Origin of the sequence: Bradyrhizobium canariense, from assembly GCF_019402665.1 — a bacterium.
Classification (GTDB): Bacteria; Pseudomonadota; Alphaproteobacteria; order Rhizobiales; family Xanthobacteraceae; genus Bradyrhizobium; species Bradyrhizobium canariense.
On record NZ_VSST01000107.1, the window covers coordinates 1 to 8,768 of the forward strand.

Consider the following 8,768-nt stretch of genomic DNA (forward strand, 5'->3'; position numbering starts at 1 on the left):
CTTTGCCCACCCTACGGCACCTCGCTCACGCCGCCTTCTTGCTCTGCGCGAGCTGCGCCAGCTGGCGCATGATCTCGGTGGTGCCGGCCAGACGCTCTTCCGGCGTCTCCCAGTCTTGCAGGAACACCACCTTCATGTCGGGCCGCACCTTCGCGGCCTGGCCGTGGCTGCGGATGAAGCTCACCAGCCGATCGGGATGGGCGAAGGAATTGTCTCGGAAGGCGATGACGGCGCCCTTCGGACCGGCATCGATCTTGCCGACATTAGCCTGGCGGCAGAACGCCTTGATCGCGGCGACCTTGAACAAATAGCGCACCTCGTCCGGCAGCACGCCGAAACGATCGCGCATCTCGGCACCGAAATTCTCGATCTCCTCCTCGCTGTCGAGGTCGGCGAGCCGCCGGTAGAGTGACAGCCGCACCGAGAGATCGCCGACATAGTCCTCCGGAATCAGCACGGGCATGCCGATTGTGATCGTCGGCGACCAGCGATCGGCGGCGGGCTCGGACACGCCGGCCTTGAGGTTGACGATCGCCTCCTCCAGCATCGACTGGTAGAGCTCGAAACCGACCTCCTTGATGTGGCCGGACTGCTGCTCGCCCAGGATGTTGCCGGCGCCGCGGATGTCGAGGTCGTGCGAGGCGAGCTGGAAGCCCGCGCCCAGCGTCTCCAGCGATTGCAGCACGGTGAGCCTGCGCTCGGCCTGCGCCGTGATCTTCTGCTGCGCCGGCAGCGTGAACAGCGCATAGGCCCGCAGCTTGGAACGGCCGACGCGACCACGGAGCTGGTAGAGCTGGGCGAGGCCGAACATGTCGGCGCGATGCACGATCAGCGTGTTGGCATTGGGAATGTCGAGACCGGATTCCACGATCGTGGTCGACAGCAGGATGTCGAACTTGCCGTCGTAGAACGCGGTCATGATGTCCTCGATCACCGCGGGCGGCATCTGCCCGTGCGCGACCGCGACCTTCATCTCCGGCACGTTCTTGTCGAGGAAGTCCTTGACCTCGGCGAGGTCGTCGATGCGCGGCACCACGTAGAACGCCTGGCCGCCGCGATAGCGCTCGCGCAGCAGCGCCTCGCGGATCATCAGGGGATCGTGCGGAGCGACGAAGGTGCGGACCGCGAGACGGTCGACCGGCGGCGAGGCGATGATCGAGAGCTCGCGCACGCCGGTGAGCGCCAATTGAAGCGTGCGCGGAATCGGCGTCGCCGACAGCGTCAGCACGTGCACCTCGGCGCGGAGCTGCTTCAGCCGCTCCTTGTGGGTGACGCCGAAATGCTGCTCCTCGTCGACGATCAGCAGGCCGAGGTCGCGGAACTTGATCGACTTGCTGAGCAGCGCGTGGGTGCCGACGACGATATCGACCGAACCGTCGGTGAGGCCTTTCTTGACCAGATTGAGCTGCTTGGCCGGCACCAGGCGCGAGGCCTGTGCGACCTGCACCGGGAAACCCTTGAAGCGGTCGGTGAACGTCTTGTGGTGCTGACGGGCGAGCAGCGTGGTCGGCACCACGACTGCGACCTGCTTGCCTTCGAGCGCGACCGCGAAGGCGGCACGCAGCGCCACCTCGGTCTTGCCGAAGCCGACGTCGCCGCAAATCAGCCGGTCCATGGGACGGCCGAGCTCGAGGTCCTTCAGCGTGGACTCGATCGCGCCGAGCTGATCCTCGGTCTCGTCATACGGGAAGCGCGCGCAGAACTCGTCATAGAGGCCCGGCTGCACCGGCAGCTTCGGCGCCTCGTGGAGGTGGCGCTCGGCAGCGATCTTGATCAGCTCGCCCGCGATCTCGCGGATGCGGTTCTTGAGCTTGGCCTTGCGCGTCTGCCAGCCGGAGCCGCCGAGACGATCGAGTTCGACCGAGGTCTGGTCGGAGCCGTAGCGCGACAGCAGCTCGATGTTCTCGACCGGCAGGAACAGCTTGGTCTCGGCGGCATAATGCAGCTCGAGGCAGTCATGTGGCGCGCCGGCGACGTCGAGCGTCTGCAGGCCGATGAAGCGGCCGATACCGTGGTCGACGTGGACGACGATGTCGCCGGCGGCGAGGCTCGTCACCTCCGAGATGAAATTGTCGAGCTTGCGGCTCGCCTTGCGCGGCCGCACCAGGCGATCGCCAAGAATGTCCTGCTCGCTGATGACAGCGATCTCGTCGGTCTCGAAACCGCTTTCGAGGCCGAGCACGGCAAGCATGGTCTCGTTGCGCGGGGTCGCCTGCACCGTGCGCCAGCTGTTGACGCTGGTCACAGGGGTGAGCTTGTGATCACGCAGCATCGAGGTCATGCGGTCGCGCGAGCCCTCCGTCCAGAGCGCGATGACCACCTTCTTGCGGCTTGTCAGCAGCCCATGCACATGTGCGACGACGGCTTCGAAGACGTTGACCTTGTTATCATTGCGCTCCGGCGCGAAGTCGCGGCCCTTGCGTGCCCCGGCATCGACCACACTGGTACCATCGGCAGGCACCGAAAACTGTGTCAGCCGCACCAGCGGCATCCCGCTCTCGCGCTTGCCCCACTCCTCCTCGGTCAGATAGAGCCGGTCAGGCGGCAGCGGCTTGTAGATGGCGCCGCCGCCCGGATGCTCCATCGCATCGCGGCGGGCCTGGTAATAGTCGAGGATCTGCTTGAAGCGCTCGCGGATGGCGTCCTCGGCCTGCGGCTCGATCGCGATCGCCGCACCCTGCAGGTAGTCGAACAGCGTGTCCATCCGGTCCTGGAACAGCGGCAGCCAGTGCTCCATGCCGGGATGACGGCGGCCCTCGCTGACGGCTTCGTAGAGCGCATCGTCGCGCTCGGGCGCGCCGAACTCGGCGACATACCCCATGCGAAAGCGGCGGATGGTGTCGGTGACGAGCTGGAATTCGGAGATCGGCACGAGATCGAGCGCGCGCATGTCGAGCAGCGTGCGCTGGGTCTCGGCATCGAAGGTGCGGATCGATTCCAGGCTGTCGCCGAAGAAGTCGAAGCGGACGGGCTGGTCCAGTCCGGCCGGAAACAGGTCCAGAATGCCGCCGCGCACGGCGTATTCGCCGGGCTCGCGCACCGTCGAGGAGCGATTGTAGCCGTTGTGCTCGAGCCAGGCGATGATGGTGTCCATCGGCACGACGTTGCCCGGCGCGACCGACAGCGCCTGCGCCGCGACGAGCTCGCGCGCCGGCACGCGCTGCACGGCGGCGTTCACCGTGGTCAGCACGATCAGCGGCTTGTCGCTACCGGTCAGGGACGCCAGCCGTGCCAGCGTCGTCAGGCGCTGCGCGAGGACGCCGCCATGCGGCGAGACGCGGTCATAGGGTTGGCAGTCCCAGGCCGGGAAGGTCAGCACGGGCAAATCGGGCGCGAAGAATTGCAAGGCACGTTCGAGCTGCTGCATCCGCGGCCCGTCGCGGCAGATCACCGCGAGGCTGACGGCCGGCTTCTTCGGCCGCGCCGCGATTGCGCGCGCCAGATCGGAGACGACGAGGCCCTCGGCACCCTCGGCGACATTGGCAAGCGTCAGCGCGCGGCCGGGCGTGAGCAGCTCGGCCGGCGATTTCATCCCCTGCTTCATACGTCGCGGTCCGCGATCGGAAACGCCTTGATGCGCGCAAACAGCGGGCCGATGACTTCGGCGGGAAGCACCTTGTCGCCGGTGATGGCGGCGTAGAGGTCGGGATCGGCCTCTTCGAGCAGGGTCTCGAGCTGCGTCAGCTCGTCGTCGGATAGATTGCCGATCTCGGCATCCGCGAAGCGGCCGAGGATCAGGTCCATCTCGCGCGTGCCGCGGTGCCAGCAGCGGAACAGAAGCCGCTTGCGGCGGTCGTCCAGCCCGTCGCTCGATCGTGTCGTTCCCGTCATGTCTCAATTCCAGTCAAACGCCAAAAGCCCGGACGTGCCGGGCCGGGGTGATATAGCCACTCGGGCGGGCCCTGTCAGCCCTCGATTTGTCATGGCCGCTGCCGCCGCAGGGACACGAAAAAACACGTGGATGCCGGGCATAAAGCCGGGCATGACGAGCGAAAACGATCCTAGGTTCGCCTGATGCGCCCCAGCCTGCTCAATCCGCTGTTTGCCCCCGTGACCAGCCTACCCGGCGTCGGTCCGAAGCAGGACAAGCTGCTGCAATATCTGCTCAGCCGCAATGAGACGCCGCGGCTGGTCGATCTGTTGCTGCATTTGCCGAGCCAGGTCATCGACCGCCGCGCGCGGCCGAAGATCCGCGACGCCGCGCAGGGAACCATGGTGACGCTGGAGGTCACCGTCGATCGCCACCGCCCGCCACCGCCGCGCAATGCGCGCGCGCCCTACCTCGTCTACGCCAGCGACGATACCGGCGACGTCGTGCTGACGTTCTTCCGCGCAAAGCCCGGCTATGTCGAGAAGCTGCTGCCGATCGGCGAGAAGCGCTTCGTCTCCGGCACGCTCCAGATGTACGACGGCATCCCGCAGATCGTGCATCCCGACCGGGTGCTGGACGAGGAGGCGATTTCCAAACTCTCCGGCATCGATCCCGTCTATCCCTTGACCGAAGGCCTTGCACTCGGCTCGCTGCGCCGCGCGGTCGCGCAGGCGCTGCTGAAGCTGCCGGCACTGCCGGAATGGATCAGCCCGGAGGTGCTGCGCCGCTGCGGCTTCCCGCCGATCGCCGAGGCGCTCACCCGCGTGCACCAGCCGGTTGAGCTCACCGACATTCTGCCCGACCAGCCGTTCTGGTCCCGTCTCGCGTTCGACGAACTCCTGGCCGGGCAACTCGCCCTTGCCCTGATTCGCGCCCAATTGCGCCGCCCGGCCGGCGTGCGCAACGCCGGCGACGGGCACCTCCGCAACAAGATCATCGACGCCCTGCCCTATGCGCTGACGTCCTCCCAGCGCGACGCGGCAGCCGCCATCGCGAGCGATCTGCAACAGCCGGTGCGCATGTTGCGTCTGCTCCAGGGCGACGTCGGCTCCGGCAAGACCGTGGTCGCGCTGCTCGCCGCCGCTGCCGTCACCGAGGTCGGCAAGCAGGCCGCCCTGATGGCGCCGACCGAAATCCTGGCGCGCCAGCACATCAAGACCATCGCGCCGCTCGCCGAGCGTGCGGGCATGCGGGTCGCGATCCTCACCGGCCGCGAAAAAGGCAAGGAGCGGCGGGAACTCTTGGCACAGCTCGAAGCCGGCGAGATCGACCTGCTCGTCGGCACCCATGCGTTGATCCAGGACGACGTGATCTTTCGCGATCTCGCCCTCGCGGTCGTCGACGAGCAGCATCGTTTTGGCGTGCGCGAGCGGCTGGCGCTGACCTCAAAGGGCGAGGCCGTCGACGTGCTGGTGCTGAGCGCCACGCCGATCCCGCGCACGCTGGTGCTGACCTATTTCGGCGACATGGACATCAGCGAGCTCAGGGAGAAGCCGGCCGGCCGCCAGCCGATCGAAACCCGCACCATCTCGATGAGCCGCCTCGGCGAGGTCACCGACAGCATCGGCCGCGCGCTCGAATCCGGCAAGCTGGTCTACTGGATCTGCCCGCTGGTCGAGGAATCCGAGGCCGAGGGCACCGAGCACCTAACCAATGCCACCAAGCGCTTCGAAAGCCTCCAGAAGCGTTTCGGCGACCGCGTCGGCCTTGTCCACGGCCAGATGAAGGGCACCGAGAAGGACCGCGTCATGGGCCAGTTCGCCGCCCACGAGATCGGGCTGCTGGTCGCGACCACCGTGGTCGAGGTCGGTGTCGACGTGCCGGCGGCGACCATCATGGTGATCGAGAACGCCGAACGCTTTGGCCTCGCCCAGCTTCATCAATTGCGCGGCCGCATCGGGCGCGGCTCGGAGGCCTCGACCTGTCTGCTGCTCTACTCCGAGCCGCTCGGCGAAATGTCGAAGGCGCGACTGAAGGTGATCCGCGAGACCACCGACGGTTTTCGCATCGCCGAGGAAGATCTGAAGCTGCGCGGCGAAGGCGATGTGCTCGGCGTGCGCCAGAGCGGCCTGCCCGGCTACCGCATCGCCCGCTCGGAGATGCACGGCCAGCTCATCACGCAGGCCCGCGACGAGGCGCTGCGCATCCTGAAGGACGATCCGAAACTCAAGGGCGAGCGCGGCGAGGCGCTGCGATGCCTGCTGTATCTGTATGAGCGGGATGAAGCGATCCCGCTGATCGGAGCGGGTTAGCTGGCCGCTCGTTGCCGCCCAATCTCATAGGCCGCCACATGCGCCCGGGAGAGATCCAGCAGCGGCGTGTCGATGCCGAGTGCACGGGCCCGGTTGGCCATATCGCCGAGGATATGCTCCGCCTCGGTGATCGAGCCGCGCTCGATATCACGCAGCATCGAGGCCTTGAGCGGGGAATCTGGGGTCGTAAACAGTTTTCGGTCAAACTCGATGAAAGGCGCTCGCGGCTCAAAACCTGAGGCCGTCGCGACGGCGCAGCATTCGGCAAACAGCCGGAAGATGGATTGCTCGCCGTTCGGCACGGCCAGAATGTCTCCGATGCTCGCGCGCATCAGGCAGGTGATGCCGGCGAGCGTGCTGAGCTGGACGAATTTCTCCCACATGTCCTGCATGATCGCTTCGCTGGCGCGCACGTCGATACCGGGCACGTGCAGCAGCGTCTCCAGGGCAAGCACACGCTCGCTCAGCGAACCCTCGATCTCCCCGAAGACAATCGTCTGATTGGCCATGAACTGAACGACACGGCCATCCGCATCGAGCCCGGCACTGACATTCGCGAGCCCGCCGAGGACGCATCTCGCACCGAACCGCGCAGTCAGGGCGTCGACATGTTTCAAGCCGTTGAGGATCGGCAAAATCATCGTGTTGGCGCCGACCGCCGGGGCAAACTGGACCATCGCATCGTCGAGCGAGTAGGATTTCACCCCGACGAGCACGACGTCGAACGTTTCCTTGAGATCGTTGGCCAGGATGACCTTCGGCTGCACGGCGAAGTCGCCATGCGGGCTCACGACCTGCAATCCATTCCGCCGCAATTGCTCCGCCCGCCCGGCCCGCACCAGAAAGGTCACGTCGCCGCCGGCTCGGACCAGGCGAGCTCCGTAATAGCCTCCGAGCGCTCCCGCGCCGATCACAAGTACTCTCATTCGAACTCCCAATGCGGAGTGACCGCTTCCGCACAAAGAATAACAGATGGGCCACGCGCCGTCTCCTTCCCGTCATTGCGAGCCAAGCGAAGCAATCCAGGATCTTTCCATTGAGGGACTCTGGATTGCTTCGCTCCGCTCGCAATGACGATGCGGATAAGCCCGGCTCTTAAGTGCCCCCTTTCGTCGCGGCTGGCTTTGTGAAATCTTCCCATCATGCGCCGGATCATCGTCGTAGGCTGTCAGGGTAGCGGAAAGACGAGCCTCTCCCGGAATCTCGGGCGAATGCTCGGGCTGCCGGTGGTGCATCTCGACGTGCTCTACTGGCGGCCGGGATGGAAGCCATCCGACAAGCCGAGCTTCCGGGCGCGCGTCGCTGATGCGATCGCGGGCGACGCATGGGTTGTCGACGGCAGCTTCTCGGGACTTGCCTTCGATCTCACGCTGGCGCGCGCCGATGCGCTGGTCGTCATCGACCGCCCGCGCTGGCTCTGCCAGTGGCGCATTCTCCTGCGCTCCGCCTTCGATCGCGACAGGACCCGGCCCGACCTCCCGGAGGGGTGTCCCGAACAATTCGACTGGAAATTGATGCGGGAGGCGTGGCGCTACGACACCGAGCGCGCGCCTGTCATCGAGGCCGAGCGTGTGCAGTATGGCGCTGACGTCCCGGTCGTGCGCTTGAGACGCGATCGGGACATCCAGGGTTTTCTGGACTCGGTGCACGGCACATGATCGATGACCGTGACCTGAGACCGGACAATCAGGATTTCTTCTGCGCGATGCCCGCGGCGAATGCCTTCATCAGATCGGTATCCGCCGCGTCGCCTTTCGCGTCCTCGGCGAGATGCTCGAACCAGCGCGCAAAGCCTTCGTAAACCTGGCTCGCCGGATGATCGGGGCCGAGAAAGCCGGAAATCTCCCGCATCTCCGCAACCCAGCGATAGGCCTTCGGGATCATGTCCGGCAGCGCGACTTCGAGGCGGGCCAGAACCGCGGGCTGGCTGCGTGCGAGTTCGTCGCGCAGCGCATCGGCAGCCCCCGCTTTCGTTGCCGCGACCACCATCGCCGAGCCGATGCCGGCGAGGCCCTTGACGATACCGGCGTAGGACATTTTGAGCGCGGACGCGGCACCGACCGGCCCTTCGACGATCCGCACGTCGAGCCCGAAATCCTTCAGCACGGCGACGTCCTTGGCGTGCTCGCCGGACATGTAGAACGCGGGGCTCTTGCCGCCGGGCTGGGGCGGGAACCCGATGATGCCGGCATCGACGAACGGCGCCTGTGCCGAGCCGATGATCTCTTCGATCCTCATCACGGTATCGACGTTGACGGCATTGCAATCGACCACGACGGGCTTCTTCTCGCGCCGGACGATCAGCCCGGCCAGCCGCTCGGCGAGCGCCACGGCTTCGCCCGGCGGCACGATCGAGAGGATGATGTCGGCGTCCGCGATCGCGTCGTCCTCGGCGCCGATCATGCCGGCATCCGCCGCGCGTTTGCGCGTCGCCTCGCTCCGCCCGTTCAACGACGTCAGCACGCGCGCACCGTGCTCGCCGAGACGGCGGGCCACGGCACTGCCCATGGCACCGGGCGCGAGGATCGCAATTGTTTTGGACATCGTGTTGGACATCGTGCACTCCAAGTCGAAGCAAAGTCGAATTCCAGGCGAGGCGCTCAATCTAACCGGAAGACCGGGGCGCGTACTCATCTGTGGACGCC

The 8,768-nt window shown here is 66.2% G+C and carries 6 protein-coding genes; 2 read left to right on the top strand and 4 right to left on the bottom strand.

The window, feature by feature from the left end; genetic code table 11:
- Positions 1 to 25: 25 nt before the first annotated feature.
- Together mfd and FXB41_RS39290 are read right to left on the bottom strand one after the other, a co-directional pair.
- Complete coding sequence (gene mfd / locus FXB41_RS39285) at positions 26 to 3,544, bottom strand: transcription-repair coupling factor (protein ID WP_219685573.1); 3,519 nt, start codon at positions 3,542 to 3,544, stop codon at positions 26 to 28.
- Complete coding sequence (locus FXB41_RS39290; RefSeq protein ID WP_009859479.1) at positions 3,541 to 3,831, bottom strand: FAD assembly factor SdhE; 291 nt, start codon at positions 3,829 to 3,831, stop codon at positions 3,541 to 3,543. The genes mfd and FXB41_RS39290 overlap by 4 nt, the downstream gene beginning before the upstream one ends.
- A gap of 183 nt (positions 3,832 to 4,014) precedes the next feature.
- On the opposite strand from FXB41_RS39290, the gene recG reads away from it, so the two are divergent.
- Positions 4,015 to 6,123 (top strand): ATP-dependent DNA helicase RecG, encoded by a 2,109-nt coding sequence (recG, locus tag FXB41_RS39295; protein ID WP_219685574.1) that lies wholly within the window; start codon positions 4,015 to 4,017, stop codon positions 6,121 to 6,123.
- Here the strand turns inward: recG and panE are convergent.
- Positions 6,120 to 7,049, bottom strand: a complete 930-nt coding sequence (panE, locus tag FXB41_RS39300; protein WP_219685575.1) for a 2-dehydropantoate 2-reductase — start codon at positions 7,047 to 7,049, stop codon at positions 6,120 to 6,122. The genes recG and panE overlap by 4 nt on opposite strands.
- Positions 7,050 to 7,334: 285 nt before the next feature.
- Here panE and FXB41_RS39305 point away from each other — a divergent pair, with 285 nt between their 5' ends.
- Positions 7,335 to 7,781 carry a P-loop NTPase family protein gene (locus FXB41_RS39305; RefSeq protein ID WP_246649581.1) on the top strand — a complete coding sequence of 149 codons (447 nt, stop codon included), beginning with the start codon at positions 7,335 to 7,337 and terminating at the stop codon, positions 7,779 to 7,781.
- 28 nt (positions 7,782 to 7,809) lie between these two features.
- On the opposite strand, the gene FXB41_RS39310 is transcribed toward FXB41_RS39305, so the two are convergent.
- A complete protein-coding gene (locus tag FXB41_RS39310) occupies positions 7,810 to 8,667 on the bottom strand; it encodes an NAD(P)-dependent oxidoreductase (RefSeq protein ID WP_219685577.1) in 858 nt (285 codons plus the stop codon).
- Between the last annotated feature and the right edge of the window lie 101 nt (positions 8,668 to 8,768).

Excerpts from the sequence above, each read along its gene's own strand:
- mfd (WP_219685573.1), bottom strand. The coding sequence starts at position 3,544 with ATGAAGCAGGGGATGAAATCGCCGGCCGAGCTGCTCACGCCCGGCCGC.
- FXB41_RS39290 (WP_009859479.1), bottom strand. The coding sequence starts at position 3,831 with ATGACGGGAACGACACGATCGAGCGACGGGCTGGACGACCGCCGCAAG.
- recG (WP_219685574.1), top strand. The coding sequence starts at position 4,015 with ATGCGCCCCAGCCTGCTCAATCCGCTGTTTGCCCCCGTGACCAGCCTA.
- panE (WP_219685575.1), bottom strand. The coding sequence starts at position 7,049 with ATGAGAGTACTTGTGATCGGCGCGGGAGCGCTCGGAGGCTATTACGGA.
- FXB41_RS39305 (WP_246649581.1), top strand. The coding sequence starts at position 7,335 with ATGCTCGGGCTGCCGGTGGTGCATCTCGACGTGCTCTACTGGCGGCCG.
- FXB41_RS39310 (WP_219685577.1), bottom strand. The coding sequence starts at position 8,667 with ATGTCCAAAACAATTGCGATCCTCGCGCCCGGTGCCATGGGCAGTGCC.